At 68.8% G+C, this 16,947-nt stretch carries 21 protein-coding genes; 14 read left to right on the top strand and 7 right to left on the bottom strand.

Translation table 11 applies throughout. From position 1 onward, the window contains the following. The first annotated feature begins 19 nt into the window (after positions 1-19). Together ACQPZP_RS28935 and ACQPZP_RS28930 are read left to right on the top strand one after the other, a co-directional pair. On the top strand, positions 20-610 hold the full coding sequence (locus tag ACQPZP_RS28935; protein WP_433472883.1) for a Uma2 family endonuclease: 591 nt from the start codon (positions 20-22) through the stop codon (positions 608-610). A gap of 81 nt (positions 611-691) precedes the next feature. Beyond that, the gene (locus ACQPZP_RS28930; protein ID WP_433472882.1) at positions 692-1,606 is read left to right on the top strand and encodes an NADP-dependent oxidoreductase; all 915 of its coding nucleotides are present in this window, start codon (positions 692-694) and stop codon (positions 1,604-1,606) included. Positions 1,607-1,778: 172 nt separating this feature from the next. Here the strand turns inward: ACQPZP_RS28930 and ACQPZP_RS28925 are convergent, their stop codons facing one another. After that, positions 1,779-2,246, bottom strand: a complete 468-nt coding sequence (locus ACQPZP_RS28925; protein WP_433472881.1) for a MarR family winged helix-turn-helix transcriptional regulator — start codon at positions 2,244-2,246, stop codon at positions 1,779-1,781. A 171-nt stretch (positions 2,247-2,417) separates the two neighbouring features. Here ACQPZP_RS28925 and ACQPZP_RS28920 point away from each other — a divergent pair, with 171 nt between their 5' ends. Then, on the top strand, positions 2,418-3,650 hold the full coding sequence (locus ACQPZP_RS28920; RefSeq protein ID WP_433472880.1) for an MFS transporter: 1,233 nt from the start codon (positions 2,418-2,420) through the stop codon (positions 3,648-3,650). Between the two features lie 59 nt (positions 3,651-3,709). Here the strand turns inward: ACQPZP_RS28920 and ACQPZP_RS28915 are convergent, their stop codons facing one another. Together ACQPZP_RS28915 and ACQPZP_RS28910 are read right to left on the bottom strand one after the other, a co-directional pair. After that, the gene (locus tag ACQPZP_RS28915) at positions 3,710-4,078 is read right to left on the bottom strand and encodes a hypothetical protein (protein ID WP_433472879.1); all 369 of its coding nucleotides are present in this window, start codon (positions 4,076-4,078) and stop codon (positions 3,710-3,712) included. A gap of 125 nt (positions 4,079-4,203) precedes the next feature. Next, the gene (locus ACQPZP_RS28910; RefSeq protein WP_433479688.1) at positions 4,204-4,524 is read right to left on the bottom strand and encodes an ATP-binding protein; all 321 of its coding nucleotides are present in this window, start codon (positions 4,522-4,524) and stop codon (positions 4,204-4,206) included. Positions 4,525-4,738: 214 nt separating this feature from the next. Here ACQPZP_RS28910 and ACQPZP_RS28905 point away from each other — a divergent pair, with 214 nt between their 5' ends. From ACQPZP_RS28905 to ACQPZP_RS28880, 6 genes are all read left to right on the top strand, one after another. Beyond that, positions 4,739-5,566: a helix-turn-helix domain-containing protein gene (locus ACQPZP_RS28905; protein ID WP_433472878.1), complete on the top strand. Its 828-nt coding sequence runs from the start codon at positions 4,739-4,741 to the stop codon at positions 5,564-5,566. After that, positions 5,547-5,750 (top strand): DUF397 domain-containing protein, encoded by a 204-nt coding sequence (locus tag ACQPZP_RS28900; RefSeq protein ID WP_433472877.1) that lies wholly within the window; start codon positions 5,547-5,549, stop codon positions 5,748-5,750. Before ACQPZP_RS28905 ends, ACQPZP_RS28900 begins: the two co-directional genes overlap by 20 nt. A gap of 324 nt (positions 5,751-6,074) precedes the next feature. After that, a complete protein-coding gene (locus ACQPZP_RS28895; protein ID WP_433472876.1) occupies positions 6,075-7,406 on the top strand; it encodes an RNA-guided endonuclease InsQ/TnpB family protein in 1,332 nt (443 codons plus the stop codon). Positions 7,407-7,492: 86 nt separating this feature from the next. Beyond that, positions 7,493-7,894, top strand: coding sequence for a hypothetical protein (locus tag ACQPZP_RS28890; RefSeq protein ID WP_433472875.1), 402 nt, complete (start codon positions 7,493-7,495; stop codon positions 7,892-7,894). A gap of 63 nt (positions 7,895-7,957) precedes the next feature. After that, on the top strand, positions 7,958-8,458 hold the full coding sequence (locus tag ACQPZP_RS28885; RefSeq protein ID WP_433472874.1) for a nitroreductase family deazaflavin-dependent oxidoreductase: 501 nt from the start codon (positions 7,958-7,960) through the stop codon (positions 8,456-8,458). Between the two features lie 9 nt (positions 8,459-8,467). Beyond that, positions 8,468-8,905 carry an NUDIX domain-containing protein gene (locus ACQPZP_RS28880; RefSeq protein ID WP_433472873.1) on the top strand — a complete coding sequence of 146 codons (438 nt, stop codon included), beginning with the start codon at positions 8,468-8,470 and terminating at the stop codon, positions 8,903-8,905. Here the strand turns inward: ACQPZP_RS28880 and ACQPZP_RS28875 are convergent, their stop codons facing one another. Together ACQPZP_RS28875 and ACQPZP_RS28870 are read right to left on the bottom strand one after the other, a co-directional pair. Next, positions 8,906-9,661, bottom strand: a complete 756-nt coding sequence (locus tag ACQPZP_RS28875; RefSeq protein WP_433472872.1) for an SDR family NAD(P)-dependent oxidoreductase — start codon at positions 9,659-9,661, stop codon at positions 8,906-8,908. Positions 9,662-9,672: 11 nt separating this feature from the next. After that, the gene (locus tag ACQPZP_RS28870; protein ID WP_433472871.1) at positions 9,673-10,398 is read right to left on the bottom strand and encodes an SDR family oxidoreductase; all 726 of its coding nucleotides are present in this window, start codon (positions 10,396-10,398) and stop codon (positions 9,673-9,675) included. 230 nt (positions 10,399-10,628) lie between these two features. Here ACQPZP_RS28870 and ACQPZP_RS28865 point away from each other — a divergent pair, with 230 nt between their 5' ends. After that, positions 10,629-11,207 carry a Uma2 family endonuclease gene (locus ACQPZP_RS28865; RefSeq protein WP_433472870.1) on the top strand — a complete coding sequence of 193 codons (579 nt, stop codon included), beginning with the start codon at positions 10,629-10,631 and terminating at the stop codon, positions 11,205-11,207. 61 nt (positions 11,208-11,268) lie between these two features. Here ACQPZP_RS28865 and ACQPZP_RS28860 read toward each other — a convergent pair whose 3' ends face one another. Next, positions 11,269-11,904: a TetR family transcriptional regulator gene (locus tag ACQPZP_RS28860; protein WP_433472869.1), complete on the bottom strand. Its 636-nt coding sequence runs from the start codon at positions 11,902-11,904 to the stop codon at positions 11,269-11,271. Between the two features lie 94 nt (positions 11,905-11,998). Between ACQPZP_RS28860 and ACQPZP_RS28855 the strand changes: the two genes are divergently transcribed. The 4 genes from ACQPZP_RS28855 (at position 11,999) to ACQPZP_RS28840 (ending at position 15,929) form a co-directional block, all read left to right on the top strand. Beyond that, the gene (locus tag ACQPZP_RS28855; protein ID WP_433472868.1) at positions 11,999-12,820 is read left to right on the top strand and encodes an SDR family NAD(P)-dependent oxidoreductase; all 822 of its coding nucleotides are present in this window, start codon (positions 11,999-12,001) and stop codon (positions 12,818-12,820) included. Positions 12,821-12,896: 76 nt separating this feature from the next. Continuing rightward, the gene (locus ACQPZP_RS28850) at positions 12,897-13,778 is read left to right on the top strand and encodes an alpha/beta fold hydrolase (RefSeq protein ID WP_433472867.1); all 882 of its coding nucleotides are present in this window, start codon (positions 12,897-12,899) and stop codon (positions 13,776-13,778) included. Then, positions 13,775-14,872 carry a 4Fe-4S binding protein gene (locus tag ACQPZP_RS28845; RefSeq protein WP_433472866.1) on the top strand — a complete coding sequence of 366 codons (1,098 nt, stop codon included), beginning with the start codon at positions 13,775-13,777 and terminating at the stop codon, positions 14,870-14,872. Before ACQPZP_RS28850 ends, ACQPZP_RS28845 begins: the two co-directional genes overlap by 4 nt. A gap of 229 nt (positions 14,873-15,101) precedes the next feature. Next, complete coding sequence (locus ACQPZP_RS28840) at positions 15,102-15,929, top strand: helix-turn-helix domain-containing protein (protein ID WP_433472865.1); 828 nt, start codon at positions 15,102-15,104, stop codon at positions 15,927-15,929. Here ACQPZP_RS28840 and sbnB read toward each other — a convergent pair. Further along, a complete protein-coding gene (gene sbnB / locus ACQPZP_RS28835) occupies positions 15,920-16,945 on the bottom strand; it encodes a 2,3-diaminopropionate biosynthesis protein SbnB (protein WP_433472864.1) in 1,026 nt (341 codons plus the stop codon). The two genes, ACQPZP_RS28840 and sbnB, sit on opposite strands and share 10 nt — an antisense overlap. Between the last annotated feature and the right edge of the window lie 2 nt (positions 16,946-16,947).

The raw sequence follows: 16,947 nt of genomic DNA, 5'->3' as shown, positions 1-16,947 counted from the left end.
GCGAGGAAAGGAGCAGAGCATGACTGTGATGGTTCATGAGCCTCTGTCACACGGGGACGCCGACGTTCTCCTGGAAGGTTTCCTCGCCCTCGACACCCCGGAGGGCTTCCGAGCCGAACTGATCGACGGAGAGATCGTCGTGACCCCACCCCCCCTTGGCGATCATGAGGACTGGATCGCCGAGATCTCCTTGCAGATCGTCCGAAACTCCCCTCGGCGGTTTCACTGGGCAGGTCAGAAGGGATTGATCATCCCGGGCGACGATGAGCGCCAGGAGAGCCGCGTGATTCCGGACATGGTCATCGCCCCCGCTGAGCTGCGCCTCTTCCGAGGAGCTCCCGAATGGATGCGTGTCGCCTCCGATGGCATCGCCATGGTGGTCGAAGTGACGTCCACCAGGCCGAAGACCGACCGGGGAAGTAAGCGGTACGGGTACGCGCGGGCTGGTATTCCGCTCTACCTGCTGGTCGACCGCGGCGAGGAGAGGGTAGTCCTCTTCAGCGGGCCGGACGGCAAGGACTACGGGCACATCGATCAGGTGCAGATCGGGAAGACGCTGCCGCTGCCGGAGCCGTTCGAGATCGAGCTGGACACGTCCGGCTTCGCCTGAGCGTGGCTTCAGCCGCCTGTCACAGTGGGCCGGGGATCATTGTCTCCTTGGGAAGGAGTCACTGCAGAGGAGCAGAGCACGATGAGAGCTGTACGAATCCACAAGCGCGGCGGTAGCGACGGGCTGGTCTTCGAGGACGCGCCGATGCCGAGCGGGGCCACCGGCGATGTCGTGGTGCGCGTGCACGCGGCCGGGTTCGTCCCGGACGAGCTGGACTGGCCCGGCACGTGGGCCGACCGGGCGGGGCGGGACCGGACGCCGTCGATCCCCGCCCATGACGTCGCAGGAGTGGTCACCGAGGTCAGGTACGGCACCGCCGGCCTGACCGTGGGCGACCGCGTCTTCGGCCTGACCGACTGGCACCGAGACGGTGCGGCCGCCGAGTACGTCGCTGTGGAAGCGCGCAACCTCGCCCTGATGCCCTCGTCCCTGACCTACACCGAGGCCGCCGCGCTGCCGCTGGCCGGGCTGACGTGCTGGCAGGCCCTCTTCGTGCACGGCGGGCTGGAATCGGGGCAGACAGTCGTCGTCCATGGCGGTGGCGGTGGGACCGGGGCGCTGGCCGTCCAGCTGGCACGGCAGGCGGGAGCGCACGTCATCGCCACAGGACGGGCCCGGGCCGCGGACCTCGCGATCGAGATGGGCGCGCACACGTTCGTCGACCTGGAACGGCAGCGCTTCGAGGACGCCGTCGAGCCGGTCGACCTGATCTTCGACACGATCGGCGGCGACCTCCTCGCCCGGTCGGCGGGCAAGATCAAGCCGGGCGGCGCGCTCGTCTCGATCACCGCGCCGCCCCCGGTCGAACCGGACGAGGGACGCGCCGTCTTCTTCATCGTCGAGCCCGACCGGGAACAGCTCACCGAACTGGCGAAGCGAGCCGAGTCGGGCGGCCTTCGGAACCACGTCGGCGCCGTCTACCCCCTGGCCCAGACGCGCGAGGCGTTCCAGGCGAAACAGAACGGCATCCCCGGCAAGGTCATCCTCGAAATCTGACCCGGAGGCCTGCTGCCGGCTCTCGCGCCTCCGACAATGGCAGGTCCAGGGCACGGGCCTCGCCTAGGCGCAATGCCCTGTAGTAAGCCTTGATCGCACCATCGACGTCCCCTTGTAGGTCCTCGCGGAGCCGGGCGAGTGAGATGGCCGCTTCTGCGGAGACGTCTGCAGGTCATGCCGGCTGGATATCGTCCTGCAATTGCAGAACGGCATGGACCAGGGGCGCGAGCGTGGGGTCGGCGGCCGCCTGGTCGAGGGCTTCGCGCAGAGCCGTGTTGTGGGTGGGGCGGGCCTCCTCCAGCAGGCGCAGGCCGGCCTCGGTGACGTCGGTGTAGATGCCGCGGCGGTCGGTGGGGCACAGGTAGCGGGAGAGCAGCCCGCGGTCTTCCAGTCGGGTCACCAGACGCGTGGTGGCGCTCTGGCTGAGGACGACGGAGTCGGCGACCTGGCGCATCTGCAGGTGTCCGCCCTCGCCGTCGTGCTGGCGGCTCAGCACGTCCAGCAGCGAGTACTCGCGTGCGCTCAACCGGTGTCCGGCCTGGAGCGCACGTTCGACTCTGCTCTCGATGCGTCCGTGCAGCAGCGAGAGCGCCGACCAGCTGTGCGCCAGCGCGGTCATCGCCGGGTCGGTCGCGGTCATGAGCAGCTCCCTCGGTCGGGCCGTGCGAGCGGACGCGCCCGCAGAGCGCCTACCGCCGTGTCACGGACCTCACTATACCCGCGCTTGCCATTAGCCCGCGTGTGCAATTATTGTCTACGCTTGTAGAACGCTCGCGCAACCTCAGTCGCAACGTCAAAGGGACTGCTCAACATGCCGCTCGCACTGCTGGCACTGGCCATCGGGGCCTTCGGAATCGGCACCACGGAATTCGTGATCATGGGGCTGCTGCCCCAGGTCGGCACGGACCTCGGCGTGTCCGTGCCGACGGCCGGCTTCCTCGTCACCGGCTACGCCCTCGGCGTCATGATCGGCGCACCGGTCATGACCGTCCTCGGCACCAGGATCTCCCGCAAGAACATGCTCATGCTGCTCATGGGCCTGTTCATCATCGGCAACCTCATCTCCGCCGTCGCTCCGGTCTTCGCCGTCATGCTGATCGGCCGGGTGGTCGCATCGCTGGCCCACGGCGCCTTCTTCGGCATCGGCTCCGTCGTCGCCGCCGAACTCGTCGCGCCGGAGAAGAAGGCCGGCGCCATCTCCATGATGTTCACCGGCCTGACCGTGGCCAATGTCATCGGCGTGCCCCTGGGCACGTTCGTGGGCCAGACCGCCGGCTGGCGCGTGACCTTCCTGATCGTCGCCGCCCTCGGCGTGCTCGGCCTGGCCGGCGTCGCCAAGCTGGTACCGGACGTGCCCAAGCCGGAAGGAGTACGGCTGCGGCACGAGGTCGCCGCCTTCAAGAACACCCAGGTCGTCCTGGCCATGGCCATGACGGTCCTCGGCTTCGGAGGGGTGTTCGCCGCGATCACCTACATCGCGCCGATGATGACCGAGGTCAGTGGCTTCGCCGAATCCGCCGTCACCTGGCTGCTGGTGGTCTTCGGACTGGGCATGGTGGCCGGAAACCTCATCGGCGGCCGTTTCGCGGACCGCAAGCTCATGCCGATGCTCTACACCGCCCTGGGCGGCTTGGCGCTGGTCCTGCTGCTGTTCACGTTCCTGGCCTCGGGCAAGGCCGCGTCCGTCGTCGCCGTCTTCCTCATCGGCCTTCTCGGCTTCGCCACCGTCCCGCCGCTACAGAAGCGCGTTCTGGACCACGCCCACGGCGCGCCGACGCTCGCCTCCGCGGCCAACATCGGCGCCTTCAACCTGGGCAACGCCCTGTCCGCCTGGCTGGGCGGCCTGGTGATCTCCGCGGGCCTCGGCTACACCGCGCCCAAGGCCGTCGGTGCCGTCCTGGCCGCCGCCGCTCTCGTGCTCGCCGTCATCTCACACCGGCTCGAACAGCACCGAACCCGCACCACCGCGCCCTCCACCTCGGCGAACCTCGGCCCCGCCAAGGCCTCTGACCACGACACCGCTCCCGCCGCGGCGGCACCGTAAGTGGCGGGGAAAGGGGCAAGGGTCCGGCTGTGCCGGACCCTTGCAGGCGAGTCAGCGAATCAGTCGCCGACGACGCCCTTGCGGATGAGGCCGACGGCGATGCCGGCGACGACGGTGCTGTAGAAACCGGCGAGAGGCATCGCCGTGAGGGCGATGTCGTAGCCGAAGATGAAGGCGATGTAGCCGACGGAGCCGACGGCGCATATGCCGACGCCACCGACGAAGCCGAAGCGTTTGCCGATGTTGCGGACGCCGTCGGCGGCGCGGCCGAGGTACCGGCCGTAGATGACAACGACAGCGCCGAGCACGGCGCCAAGGGCGCCGACGCCGGTAGCGACCACGGAGGCCCCGAAGGAGCCGCCGGCGATGCCGCCGACGAAGGCAGCGACGAGGACGGCGGCGACGCAGTGGGCGCGCTTGGTGGTCATGGTTTCCCCTTTTCCTTTGTAATGGCGTCTATGGGTGCGCTTCGTAGTGGACCGTCCAGAGCGCACCGCGAACCGCAGGCGGGATCGGCCGCGGGTGGATCGGCCGGTAGAGCCCGGACGCGTGTTCAAGGCTTGAGGTGGGCCCAGGCCCATTTGCCGCCGGACGGGTCGGGGGTGTGCCCGCACTCGGCGGCCAGGGCCGCGACGATCGGGAGGCCACGGCCGCCGTTGTCGTCCCAGTGCTCCTCGGAGACGTCCAGGGTGTCGAGCGTCATGTCGATCACCGGGCGCGGACGAGGGAGGGCCGGGCTGGCATCCCACACCGCGATGAGGACGCCGGCGGAGTCGCGGCTGCACTGGTAACGGATCTCCCCGCCGGGCGTGGCCGCCACGGCGTTAGTGATCAATTCCGAGGCGACCAAGAATGCATCGTCCGAAATGTGCATACAGCCCCAATTATGCAGACGAGTTCTGGTGAGCGTGCGCGCCAGACCCGGTGCCGCGTTCGACGCCAACATAGGGAGCAGCAGGCAGTCGGGCGTTGTGATCATCGGCCATTCGCCCTTCCCGGAGAGATCCATGATTCTTCCCTCCAGGGTCACGCCTATTAAGTAGAGAGACGGTGTATTCAAAAACATCTCAAACCCCGGGGAGATGTCGATGAGCGCCGCCGATGAAATCGACCCCACGTCCTCCCTCTACGCCTGGTTGGCCTATGACCTGCGGTTTTACCGTCAGCGGCGGGGGCTCACCGGTACCCAGGTCGGCAAGATCATCAATTGCGTTCGGTCTCATGTTGCGAACCTGGAAGCGGGGCGAACATGTATCGATATGGACCAGGCGAAGGCCCTCGACGGGACGTGGGAGACCGGAGGGCACTTCCAGCGACTCCTGTACTTCGCCCGTTCGCTGCACAACCCTGACTGGTTTCGCCAGAGTGCCGAGTATGAGGCAAAGGCCAGGATTCTTCGCATCTACCAGGGTCAGACGATTCCCGTCCCTCTGCAGACGAAGGACTACGCCCGTGCCGTCCTGGCGATGGCTCGCGTCGCCGACATCGAAAAGGCCCTGCTGAGCCGCATGGCGCGGCAGGAGTTGATCATTAGTGGGGAGGGTCACCCTCTGATCATGGTTCTCCTCGACCAGGACGCACTGGACCGTCCTACCGGGGGTCCTTCCGTCATGAAGGCCCAGCTTCGGCGGCTGCTGGAGTTGGGAGAGCGCTCGAACGTGAGTATCCGGGTCATCGCCCGATCAGCCGGATGGCACTTCGGGCTGAACGGGCCGTTCCAGATCATGAGCCTAGAGCGCCGAGACGTCGCCTACGTCGGCGCCTTCCGCGGTGGCCGGCTGGTCCAGGACGCTGCCGAGGTGCGGGAGATGGCCGTAGATTTCGAGTTGATCGGGGCAAAAGCCTCGTCCGAGAGCGAATCCCGTGCCCTGATCAAGCGGCTCATGGAGGCGTTTCATGATGATCGATTGGCGTAAGAGTTCGTACAGCGGTAGCTCTAACGACGAGATGTGCGTCGAGGTCGCCCACCTAGCCCATGGCATAGCTGTGAGGGATTCCAAGGACCCGGATGGTGACCGGCTGGCTGTGAGCGGGGAAGGGTTCAGCGAGCTTGTGCGGCAGATCAGGGAGGGAAGCCTCGACAGGCCAGGGCGGAGGTGAAGGCCATCCTTGACTCCGGCGGCGCGCAGCGCCGCGTCATCTAGACCAGGGTGCCCCTGGACGCGGCATAGGCCGTCTGCGCCTCAACGCGACCGAGGAGACGGAGGCGATCGAGACGTTCGCGCCGCCGCCACCGACCTCCATGGCCCGGAACCTGGGCCTGGACAGAGTTGCCCTGTGCGTTGACCTGCAGAATGCCGTCGAAGTCCTCGATGATCGGCTTGTTCAGGGTGCGGCCCCGTGCGGCCCGGTGGGTCACCGGCGATGGCGACCGGTGCGTCTGTCAAGGTTCGCCATCCTGCGGGATGTCGTAGAGCAATGTTAATGTTACTGTTCGTGGTCGGTGGTGGTGTGGTCAAGCGACAGTTCGGGCACCGAGCCCGGCTCGCGTTGTCACATGACCAGGTCGCGGTGCTCGACGCCCAGGCACACGCCGCGCGGACCATGTGGAACCTGCTGCACGACTACTGGACGATGACCCCCAGGTGCAAGCGGTCGCTGGCAGCCGCGGATGCGGCGATCCGCCAAGCCCGAAGGGACATCGACTGGCTCGCCGTGCTTCCCGCGCAGGCCGCCCAGGCGGTGTTGAAGACCTATTACCGGGCGTGGATCAACTGCTGGGAGGGCCGCGCGGACGAACCGAACTTCAAGGCCCGGTTCCGCACGTTGATGAGCGTGGACATCCCCCAGGGGCGTGACCTGCACGTTAAGCGCGTGCACCGCCGCTGGGGGATGGTCAACATCCCCAAACTCGGGCGGATCCGGTTCCGCTGGACCAAGGGCCTGCCGGTCGGCCGCCACGCCGGCACCGACAACCGGATCACCGGGGCCCGGCTGGTCAAGGACGCGCTCGGCTGGCATATCGCCTTCCGCATCCAGACCCTCCACACCGCACCCGCGCCGCACACCGGCCCGCAGGTAGGCATCGACGCCGGGGTGAACATCCCGCTCGCCCTATCCGACGGCAACCACGCCGACCATGGCCGCCCTGCCCGGCTCCCGGACGGCACCGCCGACCGGGACACATGGCTGAACACCGAAGAGAAGGCTAAACTGCTGCGCCTGGAACGCCGGGCCGCGCACCGCAAAAGCCGCCGCAAGCCAGGGGAGAAGACCTCCAACCGGCTGAAGCGGACCTACGACCAGATCGCAAGCCTTCGCGCGACAGCCAAGCGCAGAGCGACCGACTGGCAGCACAAGACCACCACGACTCTGGCCGGCACGTACGGCGTGATCGTGGTGGAGGAGTTGAACATCGCCAACATGGTCAAGTCCGCCCGGGGGACTGTGCAGGAGCCGGGGAAGAACGTCGCGGCCAAGTCCGGACTGAACCGCTCCATCAGCCAGCAGGCATGGGGCCGCACGGTCACGATGCTGGCCTACAAGACCGCCCAGCACGGCAGCCGACTGTATAAGGTCCCCGCTCCGGGAACGTCCCTTGCCTGCCACGCGTGTGGCCACACCACACCCGGCAGCCGGGAAGACCAGGCCACGTTCGTGTGCAAGAACACCGATTGCGGCTGGGAAGGCAACGCCGACCTGAACGCCGCCCGCAACATCTTGCACCTGTACCGGACGGGCCACGCGCTCGTCCCGGCTGCCGGGAGGGCAGTCGTCAGGCGCGCCGGCCGCGTCAAGCCCACCACCGCAAGGTAGGAGGGAATCTCCCGCGTCCACGCGGGAGAGCACTTCAATGGTGGGACGGCGCGGCCTGGGGCCGCACCGATTATCCGGACGGCCTGGTGGACGGCGGGGGCGGCCAGACGGGACGCGACGACCAGGTCGAAGACTCCTTCATCGCCTGGCAGGACGACAGCGGGCTTGCCCTGGACGCATTCGAGGGAGTCATCCGGTCCGCCCGCCGGCGAGCGGTGGACCGGAACGTCGTCGAGAAGCTGTTGCGGCACCTCGACCCGGACGCCTTCGACATCAAGCCGACCGAGCCCTGCACCGCCGAGGCCATGCTCGCGGTCGCGGAGCGGGCCGGGCTCACACCGGGCTCCAGCCGACCCGAGCTACCCGAAGGGCAGGGTGAACCGGTGGGCCGCCGGGCCCATCTCATCGACCATCCCGGCCAGTGGGCGCCGTTCGAGGAGAGCTTCCTGACCGAGGGCGTCCCCACGCATCTGTGCTGGTCGCCGTAGGGGAGTCGGACCGGTCAGGAATCGAGAAGCGCCCATGACCGAGCCGCTCATAGCGTCATGTCCATGGACACCACGGTGGAGGCGGACATGACGCAGAAGCAGGCAAGTGGTCGCGAAGAGCGCAAGAGCCGTACCCCCGGTGCGTTCTCACGATGGATGCAGCACCGCATGAACGCCCGAACGAACCGCAAGATCCGGCGCGGGCGCGGCACGTTCATGGGCATGGACGTGCTGATCCTGAACACGGTCGGCAGCCGGAGCGGGCAGCCGCGCGAAACGCCGGTGGCGTGGTTCGCCGACGGTGAGGACGCCCGGCTAGTCGTCGCCTCAGGCGGCGGGAGCCAGAACCCGGACTGGTACGTCAACCTGATGGCGCACCCCGACCAGGCGGCGATCGAACTGCCCGGCCGCGACGCCGTGCCGGTGACGCCGCACAGCCTCGACGGCGCCGACCGCGAGCAGGCCTGGCAGCGCATCGCCGAAGCGCAGCCCCGCATCGCCAAGTACCAGAGCAGGTCCGACCGCGAGTACCCGGTGATCCGCCTCACCCCGCGCGGCCAGTAGGTTGCGGGGGTGAAGGTTCGGGTCACCGGCGTCGTCATCGAGGGCGGGCGTATTCTGCTGCTCGACCAGGACACCGGCGCCGGGCGGTCGTGGTCGCTCCCCGGCGGGACGGTCGAGGAGGGCGAACCCCTGGCCGAGGCGCTGGTCCGCGAGATGCGCGAGGAGACCGGCCTGGACGTCGAGACCGGGCGGCTGCTCTACGTCTGCGATCACCTGCCGCCAGGCGGAGCCCACGTCCTGCACATCACCTTCGAGGCCCGCCGCATCGGCGGCACCGTCGGCGACATCGCCGCCGGCCTGGACACCAGGCCGATCCGCGCCGTGAAGTTCGTCAGGCTCGCCGACCTGCCGGGTCTCGGCTTCGCGGAGCGGTTCGCGGAGCTGGCCCGCACGGGGTTTCCCGGCGCGGGCTCGTACATGGGCGCCAAGGCCAACATCGGCCTCTGATCACTGGGCGGTCCAGCCACCGTCCACGGCGATGAGCGCCCCCGTGACGAAGCTGGACGCGTCCGACACCAAGAAGGCGATGGTCTCGGCGACCTCTTCGGGACGTCCGATCCGGCCGATGGGGTGGGCGGGGCCGAACGAGGCGAGCATCTCGCGGCCGTTGTCCACGACGCCCTCCATGATGTCGGTGTCGATGACGCCCGGGAGCACGGCGTTGGAGCGGATGCCCTTCGGGCCGCCCTCGATGGCGAGCACGCGCGTCATCTGGGCAAGGGCGCCCTTGGACGCGGCATAAGCCGTCTGCGTCTCGAACGCGACGACCGAGGAGACCGACGCGACGGACACGATCGCGCCGCCGTCACCCGCCTCCATCACCCGGAACGCCTCCCGGGCCTGGACGAAGTTGCCGCGCGCGTTGACCCGCAGGATGCCCTCGAAGTCCTCGACGGTGGTCTCGGTGACCGGCTTGTTGAGCGTGCGGCCCGCGTTGTTGACCAGGATGTCGAGCCGTCCGAAGCGGTCGAGGGCCAGCCGCATCGTCGAGCGGGCGAGATCTTCGTCGGCGACGTCCCCGACGAGGGCCTCCACACCATCGGCCTTGGCGAGTTCCTCGACGGCTTCTGAGCGGTCGGTGACGACCAGGCGTGCGCCGCGGTCGCGGAGCAGGAGGGCCGTGGCGCGGCCGATGCCGCGGGCGGCGCCGGTGACGACGGCGACCCGGCCTGTGAGGTCCCAGGTGGGAGGGATGTTCTGCATGAGCTGTTCCTTCAGCGTTGGCGGGCCGGACGGACGACGATCTCGTTGACGTCGACGTCGTCCGGCTGGGAAAGGGTGTAGGAGACGGCCTGGGCGATGGCGTCCGGGGCGATCGCGTTCGCCCTGTAGGCGCGCATGGCCTCGGCGGCTCCCGGGTCGGTGATGGTGTCGGCGAGTTCGGACGTGACCACGCCGGGCGAGACGGTCGTGACGCGGATCGACGGATCGCACTCCTGGCGCAGACCCTCGGTGATCGCCCACGCGGCGTACTTGGTGCCGGAGTAGACGGCTCCGGTCGGGACGACCTGGTGCGCGCCGATGCTCGCGATCGTGACGAAGTGCCCGCCGCCCTGGGCAGTGAAGACGGGCAGCGCCGCGGCGATCCCGTGCAGCAGCCCGCGGACGTTGACGTCGATCATGCGGTCCCATTCGTACACGAGCAGGGAGTCCAGCCGCGAGAGCGGCATGACACCGGCGTTGCCGATCAGGACGTCGATTCGACCGTGCCGGTCTTGGGCGTCTTTGACGAACGCCTCGACGTCCGCCCGGTCGGTCACGTCCAGCCGCACCGGGTCGAGCCCGGCACCGCACCGGCTGGCGAGCGCCGCCAGGCGATCGATCCGCCGCGCCCCCGCGACTACGCGGTGCCCCTCCTGGACGAGCCGGGCGGCGACGGCTTCGCCGATCCCGCTGCTGGCCCCGGTGACGAGGACGACCTTCGGTTGATTCGCTGCCATGGCCACCACACTGGCCGGGGCGGCGGAAAGGCGGCAGGCCGCGGGGTTCCTGGGAGTGCCGCACCCAGGAAGCCCGCTTCCGCCCGGCGGGCCCGGGCCGCGCCGGACGGGCCGGCCTTTCTGGGGTGAGATTGGACCCGTACGCTGGGTATGCAAAGCCCTGCTACTACTATCTGCATGCGAAGGGTGACGCTCTGCTTTAGGCTCGTTCGCGAGGAAGGGAGCAGAGCATGGCTGTCATGGTTGATGAGGCTCCGACGCAGGGAGACAACGGTCTTCTGGACAAGTTCCTCGCCCTCGACACCCCAGAGGGTCTCCGAGCCGAACTGATCGACGGAGAGATCGTCGTGTCACCACCCCCCGGTAGCAGGCACGAGCGGAACATAGCCAGGATCAACCGCCAGGTCACTCTGCACAGTTCGACCGCATTCGACTTCTCCGGCAACATGGGCTTGGTCCTGCCCGGCGACGGCGGCCTCCCGTACTACGTGATCCCGGATGGTACGTTCGCGCCCCTCGATCTGGACGTTTACGACAACGACGATTCGTGGTCGGAGCCGGACGGCATCGCCATGGTCGTCGAGGTGACGTCCTCGAGACCGGGACCTGACCGAGAGGCCAAGCGGTACGGGTACGCGCGTGCGGAGATCCCGCTCTACTTGCTGGTGGATCGGGACGAGCAACGAGTGGTGCTGTTCAGTCAGCCGGATGGCAAGGACTACGCGCGCACCGATCAGGCGTCCTTCGGGAAAGGGCTGGCACTGCCCGAGCCGTTCGGGTTCGAACTGGACACCTCCGACTTCGTCTAAGGCCTGTTCAACACAGAAGCCAGAAGTCCTCTGCACCCCCACGATGACCCTTGGTGCTGGGCTATGCGCTCAGTTCGCTCAGTGTGCTCATCGCCTGGTCGAGGAGGGCGGACAGCGGGGTGGTCCCGTCGCTGGCGGTCCAGGTGTCGAGGGCGGCGTTGAGGCAGGCGATCGCTGAGGCCGCCAGTGCGCTGGCGCGAAGGTCGCCGGCCGGGTCGTCGTCGAGCCGGCGGGAGATCTCTGGTACCAGGATGCTCTGCCAGCCTTGTGTCTTCTGCCACTGGTGGGTCATCAGGGCGCAGGCGTCGTTGAGCAGCCGTATCAGGTTCAGGGCCTGCTCGGGCTCGTCGGGATCGGTCTGGGTGATCACGTCGAAGGCGCGGCGCAGTGAGTCCCAGGGCCGCTCGTGTGCGGGGCGGGCGGCGAGCGCGGTGGCGATCTGGTGGCCGACCTCACCCAGCCTGCCCAGTACGACCTCTTCCTTGGTGCCGAAGTAGCGGAAGAAGGTGGTGCGCGACAGGCCGGCCTCGGCGGCGATCTGTTCGACGGTGGTGTTGTCGTAGCCCTGCTCGGCGAACAGCCGGAACGCGACCTCGCTGACCTCGGCCCGCATCGCGGCTCGGGTCCGCTCGCGCAGCGACGGCTGGGCGGGGCGGGCGGCGGCGCGGGCGGCTGAAGTCCTGGACGTCGAGGGCATGCCACAAGTGTACACAGCACCTATGTGGAACTCAGTACCACAATGGGCTACAGTCGCTCATGTTGACTTCGTACCAGCTTTCTGGAGTGCTGTCGTGAGCAAGGTCTGGTTCATCACCGGTTCCTCCCGCGGATTCGGCCGCCGGTTCGCCCAGGCTGCGCTGTCGCGCGGCGACAAGGTCGCGGCGACCGCCCGTACCACCGATTCTTTGGCCGACCTGGTCACCGCCCATGGCGAGCAGGTCCTGCCGCTGCCCTTGGACGTCACCGACAAGGCCGCCGTGGCCGAGGCCGTGAAGCTGGCTCACGAGCACTTCGGGCGCCTGGACGTGGTGGTCAACAACGCCGGCTTCGGCCTGTTCGGCATGGTGGAGGAGCTGACCGAACATGACGTCCGTGCCCAGTTCGAGACGAACGTGTTCGGCGCGTTGTGGGTGACCCAGGCGGCGCTGCCGTACCTGCGTGCTCAGGGCAGCGGCCGCATCATCATGCTGTCCAGCCTGCTCGGTGTCGCCGCCTTCCCCACCACCGGCGCCTACAGCGCCTCCAAGGCCGCCCTGGAAGGGCTCGCCGATTCCCTGGCTCAGGAAGTCGCCGACTTCGGCATCAAGGTCACCGTCGTCGAGCCCGGCGCCTTCGGCACCGACTTCGCCGCCTCCTCCACCTGGTCGGAGCCGGTGGCCGCCTACGACGGCGTGCGGGAGGCGACCGGCGCCGCCTTCGCCGCACTCCCCAATCCCGGCCCGGACGGTGTCGGCCCGGCGCTGCTGAAGATCGCCGACGCCGACGACCCCCCGCTACGGGTCTTCTTCGGCTCCCTCGCTCTCCAGGTGATCCCGCAGCTGTACGCCGGCCGGCTTGCCACCTGGCAGGAATGGGCAGAGGTGTCCGCGCAGGCCGAGACCGGCCAGGGCTGAACATCCCCCCCGATGGCGTCCCGGTGCCCGATGGGCAAGCGCCCATGGGCCATGACCTTGCTGCGAGGAGATCAGCATGTCGATGATCAGTAACACTGGATCCGCGATCATCATCCCCGGAACCAGTAGCCGCTTCCTCGACCCGGCCGGATCGGGTGATCAGGGGCAAGGCCGGCTGCGCTACCTCACCGGTGGCAGTGGCCCGCCACTGGTCCTGCTGCACACCGTACGCACCCAGGCCGAGCACTTCCGCCACCTGATCCCGCTGGTTCAGCAGCGATACACCGTGTACGCGCTCGACCTGCCTGGAATGGGCTACTCACAGATCGTGCCCGGCGCCTCCTACGACGAGCCCGCCATGCGCGCCGCCGTCAAACGCCTCATTACCCACCTCGACCTGCACGAGGCGACACTGCTCGGAGAGTCGATGGGCGCCGTGCTCGCGCTCACCGCAGCGGCCGACCTCCCCGACCGGGTCCACCGTGTCGTGGCGGTCAATCCCTACGACTACGCCGGCGGAATCGCCCGCTCCGGCCTCCTGGCCCGACTGATCATCACAGGCGTGATCGCACCCGGCGTCGGCCCGATGCTCGCCCGGCTGGAACCCAAACCCGTCATGCGCGCCATCCTGACCGGCGGCCTCGCCGACCCGACCGCACTGCGCGAGGACTACCTGGACGAACTCCTCAGCGTCGGCCACCATTCGGGCTACCCGACCGTCGCCCGCGCCGTCTACCGCAACCTCTCCAGCCTCATCGAAGCCCGCGCCCGCTACCCCCAGGTCACCGCACCGGTCCACCTCATCTACGGGGACAAGGACTGGTCCCGACCCTCAGACCGGCAGGCCAACCGGCGACAGCTCCCCGACGCCGAGTTCACCCAGATCCCCAACGCCGGCCACTTCATCTCACTGGAACGACCCGACGTGCCGGCCGACCTGCTCAACGCGGTCGCATGACCCCGCCCGAACCGCAGCCCGCCGATCGCAGGCTTCCGGCGAAGCTGGCCGCGCACCCGTCGGTTCAGGCCGTTCTCGCCCAGCGCAGGGCCGGTGAGACCGCGGCCCCGCCGGCAGTGATCGACTCGGCCTGGCTGCGTGAACTGTGTCTGGCGGCGGGTGCCGACGACGCGGCCGCGGTCAGCCTGGACCACGCCGACCTCGCCGACGAGCGCGAGCATGTGCAGGCCGCGTTGCCCGGCACCCGCTCCCTGATCGCGATGGTGTTCCGAATGAACCGCGACAACTGCCGCTCCCCGGCCCGCAGCGTAGCCAACCAGGAGTTCCACCAGACCGACGAGCAGGCCAATCACACCGCCCGCACCGTCACCCAAGCACTACAGGACGCCGGCTATCGCGCACTGAATCCCTCGGTCGGCTTTCCGCAAGAAATGGACCGCTTCCCCGGGCGGATCTGGGTCGTGGCGCACAAGACCGTCGCGGTGGCCGCGGGGCTCGGAGTGATGGGCCTGCACCGCAACCTCATCCACCCCAAGTTCGGCAGCTTCGTGCTGCTTGCCACCGTGCTGGTCGACGCCGAGGTGAACGCCCACGGTCGCGCGCTCGACTACAACCCGTGCATCGACTGCAAGTTGTGCGTCGCCGCCTGCCCGGTCGGCGCCATCGGCAAGGACGGGGAGTTCGACTTCTTCGCCTGCACAACGCACAACTACCGCGAGTTCATGAGCGGGTTCACCGACTGGGCGCAGACCGTGGCCGACAGCCAGGACGCCGCCGACTACCGCTCCCGGGTCACCGACTCCGAGAACGCCTCCATGTGGCAGAGCATGACCTCGCCCCCCGGTTACAAATCCGGCTACTGCCTCGCCGTCTGCCCCGCTGGCGAGGACGTCCTGGGCCCCTACCTCGACGACCGCAAGACCTTCATGGACACCGTGCTGCGACCGCTCCAGGACAAGACCGAAACCCTGTACGTCCTGCCAGGCTCACATGCCCAGGAATACGCCCAGCGCCGCTTCCCCCACAAACCCGTCAAGGAGGTCACCGGCGGCTGGCAACCGCCGACGAACCCCCCCGCATCCCCATCACGATGACCTTGAGGCTGCTGCGCATGTCCTCAAGGTCTACCGGACGGAGTGAGCTTCCATGGACACCGACGAACCGGCCGCTCCTTCAGGCGACGGCGATCAGGCTCCGGCACCCGCAACCCCCACCCGCGGCCGTCGATACCGATCCCGTGCCATCCCTCGGCGCGGCAGGCCGCGGCGTTCCTGGGAGTGCCGCACCCAGGAAGGCCGCTGCCGGCCGACCTAGCATGGTGGCATGACGCGCACCGATCTCGGTGCCTACCTCTCCGCCCGGCGGGCCCGGGTGACCCCGGACGAGGTGGGCCTTCCCTCCACCGGGTTCCGCAGGGTGCCCGGGTTGCGCCGTGAGGAGGTCGCGATGCTCGCCGGGGTGAGCGTCGACTACTACGTCCGGCTCGAACAGGGCCGGGAGCGGACACCGTCAGCGCAGGTCATCGACGCACTGGCCGTCGCGCTGCGGCTGGCGGAGGACGGGCGCCTGCACCTGTTCCGCCTGGCCGGGCTGAGCCCGCGCGCCCGCGCCGCCGCCGTCACCGACCGTGTCGACCCGAGCCTGCTGCAGCTCATGGCCGCGTGGCCGGACAACCCCGCCATCGTCTACAACCGCGCCTACGACGTGCTCGCGTCGAACGCGATCGCCGACGCGCTTTTCCACGACTGGGCACACTCCCGCAACCTCATGCACGTCGTCTTCACGGACCCGGCCGCGCGGACGTTCTACCGCGACTGGCACGAGGTCGCCCGCAACAGCGTCGCCGGGTTCCGGCTCGGCCACGGCGAGGCGCCCGACGATCCCCGGGTCCGGCGGGTGCTCGCCGAACTGCTCGACCGGAGCCCCGAGTTCGCCGGGCTGTGGGCCCGGCACGACGCCCGCGGCAAGGCGCTCGAAAGCAAGCGCTTCGACCACCGGCAGGTCGGGCCGCTGACGCTGACCATGCAGACGTTCGACGTCCGGTCGAGCCCGGGCCAGGAGCTCGTCGTCTACCACGCGGAACCGGCGTCGCCGAGCGCCGAGGCCCTCGCTCTTCTCGGCTCCCTCGCCGCCACGTCCCGTCAGCCGTAGCGTTTCATTTCGTGGAAGAAGTCGGGGACAGTGGTCAGCGCGCCGGACGTCGAGACCTGGTCGTAGACGTACTTCGCCACCGCCAGGTCGAGGACGCCTAGCCCGAACGGTGAGAAGACGACCGGTTTGCCGGCGGGCGGCGTCGTCCTGCCGGTGAGCACGTCGTACAGGGTCCCGTCGACGAAGTCGCGGTTGCCGGTCTGCTGCTCGGCCAGGTGCGGGGACGTGTTCGCCTTCATGCAGTGCTCGACATCGTCCACGACGTTGCAGGACGACAGGATGACCTCGGGGGAGAGGTCCCGCAGCGACACGTGCAGGACGAGCGGGGCGTGCGCGAACCAGCCGGGGTCCGGCACGTGCGGCTCGCCGGCGACGGTGGCGAAGACGACCAGGTCGGACGAGCGGATCAGCGACTCGGCCGACTCGTGGATCGTGATGTCGCCCTTCGCCGACCGCTCCAGGTATCCCTTGAAGCCCTCGGCGTGCTCGCGTGAGAGGTCGTGGACGCCGAGCTCGTCGAACGCGAAGCCGTTCCCCGCCAGGTACGTGTGGATGTAGCGGGCGATGAGGCCGGCGCCGACGAACCCGACGCGGCGCGGGCGGGGGCCGCGGGCGTCGGCGAGGGCGGCGGCCGCCAGGGCGGCGGACGCGGCGGTGCGCGCGGCGGAGATGATCGAGCTCTCCAGGCACGCGAACGGGTAGCCCGTCTCCGCGTCGTTGAGGATCAGCACCGCCGAGGCGCGCGGGATGCCGTTCGCGACGTTGCCGGGGAAGCTGGAGATCCACTTGATGCCGTGCACGCCGACGTCGCCCTTGACCGAGGCGGGCAGCGCGATGATCCGGTCGGACGGCCGGTCCGGGAACCGCAGGAAGTAGGAGTCGGGGTTGACGGTCAGCCCCTCGCCGTGCAGCCGGTAGGCCGCCTCGACCGTCCGGGTGACCTCCGCCTCCCGTCCGGCGACCGCGTCGTGGACCTGGGCGCCGGAGATCACGGCGAACGTCGGGGGCTGGGTCATTG

This window comes from Spirillospora sp. CA-142024 (assembly GCF_050942325.1).
Classification (GTDB): Bacteria; Actinomycetota; Actinomycetes; order Streptosporangiales; family Streptosporangiaceae; genus Spirillospora.
This window is presented reverse-complemented; position numbering and strand designations above follow the sequence as displayed.

Excerpts from the sequence above, each read along its gene's own strand:
- ACQPZP_RS28860 (WP_433472869.1), bottom strand. The coding sequence starts at position 11,904 with ATGCCCTCGACGTCCAGGACTTCAGCCGCCCGCGCCGCCGCCCGCCCC.
- ACQPZP_RS28870 (WP_433472871.1), bottom strand. The coding sequence starts at position 10,398 with ATGGCAGCGAATCAACCGAAGGTCGTCCTCGTCACCGGGGCCAGCAGC.
- ACQPZP_RS28850 (WP_433472867.1), top strand. The coding sequence starts at position 12,897 with ATGTCGATGATCAGTAACACTGGATCCGCGATCATCATCCCCGGAACC.
- ACQPZP_RS28865 (WP_433472870.1), top strand. The coding sequence starts at position 10,629 with ATGGCTGTCATGGTTGATGAGGCTCCGACGCAGGGAGACAACGGTCTT.
- sbnB (WP_433472864.1), bottom strand. The coding sequence starts at position 16,945 with ATGACCCAGCCCCCGACGTTCGCCGTGATCTCCGGCGCCCAGGTCCAC.
- ACQPZP_RS28905 (WP_433472878.1), top strand. The coding sequence starts at position 4,739 with ATGAGCGCCGCCGATGAAATCGACCCCACGTCCTCCCTCTACGCCTGG.
- ACQPZP_RS28935 (WP_433472883.1), top strand. The coding sequence starts at position 20 with ATGACTGTGATGGTTCATGAGCCTCTGTCACACGGGGACGCCGACGTT.
- ACQPZP_RS28845 (WP_433472866.1), top strand. The coding sequence starts at position 13,775 with ATGACCCCGCCCGAACCGCAGCCCGCCGATCGCAGGCTTCCGGCGAAG.
- ACQPZP_RS28900 (WP_433472877.1), top strand. The coding sequence starts at position 5,547 with ATGATGATCGATTGGCGTAAGAGTTCGTACAGCGGTAGCTCTAACGAC.
- ACQPZP_RS28885 (WP_433472874.1), top strand. The coding sequence starts at position 7,958 with ATGGACACCACGGTGGAGGCGGACATGACGCAGAAGCAGGCAAGTGGT.
- ACQPZP_RS28875 (WP_433472872.1), bottom strand. The coding sequence starts at position 9,661 with ATGCAGAACATCCCTCCCACCTGGGACCTCACAGGCCGGGTCGCCGTC.
- ACQPZP_RS28840 (WP_433472865.1), top strand. The coding sequence starts at position 15,102 with ATGACGCGCACCGATCTCGGTGCCTACCTCTCCGCCCGGCGGGCCCGG.
- ACQPZP_RS28920 (WP_433472880.1), top strand. The coding sequence starts at position 2,418 with ATGCCGCTCGCACTGCTGGCACTGGCCATCGGGGCCTTCGGAATCGGC.
- ACQPZP_RS28895 (WP_433472876.1), top strand. The coding sequence starts at position 6,075 with ATGTTACTGTTCGTGGTCGGTGGTGGTGTGGTCAAGCGACAGTTCGGG.
- ACQPZP_RS28910 (WP_433479688.1), bottom strand. The coding sequence starts at position 4,524 with ATGCACATTTCGGACGATGCATTCTTGGTCGCCTCGGAATTGATCACT.
- ACQPZP_RS28915 (WP_433472879.1), bottom strand. The coding sequence starts at position 4,078 with ATGACCACCAAGCGCGCCCACTGCGTCGCCGCCGTCCTCGTCGCTGCC.
- ACQPZP_RS28925 (WP_433472881.1), bottom strand. The coding sequence starts at position 2,246 with ATGACCGCGACCGACCCGGCGATGACCGCGCTGGCGCACAGCTGGTCG.
- ACQPZP_RS28930 (WP_433472882.1), top strand. The coding sequence starts at position 692 with ATGAGAGCTGTACGAATCCACAAGCGCGGCGGTAGCGACGGGCTGGTC.